The sequence below is a fragment of the Lentzea albidocapillata subsp. violacea genome (genome assembly GCF_900100275.1).
Taxonomy (GTDB): Bacteria; Actinomycetota; Actinomycetes; order Mycobacteriales; family Pseudonocardiaceae; genus Lentzea; species Lentzea violacea.
On the sequence record NZ_FNET01000057.1, the window covers coordinates 1 to 1,078 of the forward strand.

At 70.5% G+C, this 1,078-nt stretch carries 1 protein-coding gene; it reads right to left on the reverse strand.

The annotated features are described in order from the left end of the window. Nucleotides 1–25: 25 nt before the first annotated feature. Nucleotides 26–709: a haloacid dehalogenase type II gene (locus BLR21_RS41490; protein ID WP_218131132.1), complete on the reverse strand. Its 684-nt coding sequence runs from the start codon at nt 707–709 to the stop codon at nt 26–28. Nucleotides 710–1,078 lie beyond the last annotated feature (369 nt).

Genomic DNA, 1,078 nt, shown 5'->3' on the forward strand with positions numbered 1-1,078 from the left:
CCTACCTACCTACCTACCTACCTACCTAGCTGCTGGTATCTGCGCCCTCGCTGAGTGCCAGCAGCGCCCCCACCACGCTCACCAGGTCGGGCCCGGTGACGTCGGGAGGATCGAACAGGTCGTTCCAGTGGCCTTCCAACCGGCTCACCCAGCCCGTGACCAGCCCGGCCCGGTGGGCGCCGTGCGTGTCCCAGCCGTGCGCGGCGACCAGCGCCATCCGCTCTGCGGGCACAGCGCAGGCTGCGGCGGCGTGCCGGTAGGGCTCCGGCGCGGGTTTCCAGCGGCGCACCGCGTCCACCGACACCACCTGCTCGACATGGCCGCGCAAGCCCGCGCGCTCCAGCAGAGCGGACGTCGTGGTGGCCGAGCCATTCGTGAGCGTGATGATCCGAACGTTCGCGTCGCGGGCCATGCGCATCGCCTCGGCGACCTCCGGATGCGGGTCCAACGTCGCGAACCCGGCGACCACCTCCCGCGCCGCGTCCTCGGACACATCGGAGACAGCGCGCAGCGCACCGACCGCGAGCTCGGCGAACGACTGATAGGCGCCGCTCGCCGTCAGTGCGAACGCATCCCGCAACAAGCGCGCGAACCACAACCGCAACAGCTCCGGAGGCTGCCCGGCGTGCTGGAGCCGCTCGCCCAGCGGCTCCAGCGGGAACAGCGTTTCCACCACGTCGAAGGCAATGACCAGCGGACGCTTTGGCACGGTGATCACCTCCATGGATACGGGCCGCCCGGGCGTTCGGCGCGTCCACCGTAGCCGCCGGAGAACTGCGCCGCTGCCTGCCGCACAGCGATCGCCCAGGTCGGACAGCCATGCACGATCTGGATCAGGCGGCCGGTGAACGAGCCCGCGCGCATGGTCAGCGCAGGATCGTGAATCAACTCGCCGCAGCCTCCAAGCCGGTCACGCGAAGGTGCCCAGCCAGGTCGTCAGCGCGTACAGCACCACATACGTGCCCACCGCGACGGCGAGCACGGCAAGCAGCCGCCACCGCCAGCGCCGCACGCCCGCCACGCTGCATTGATTGCGACGTCGTAGCGACCACCACACCAGCCCCACGAGGACGGCGAG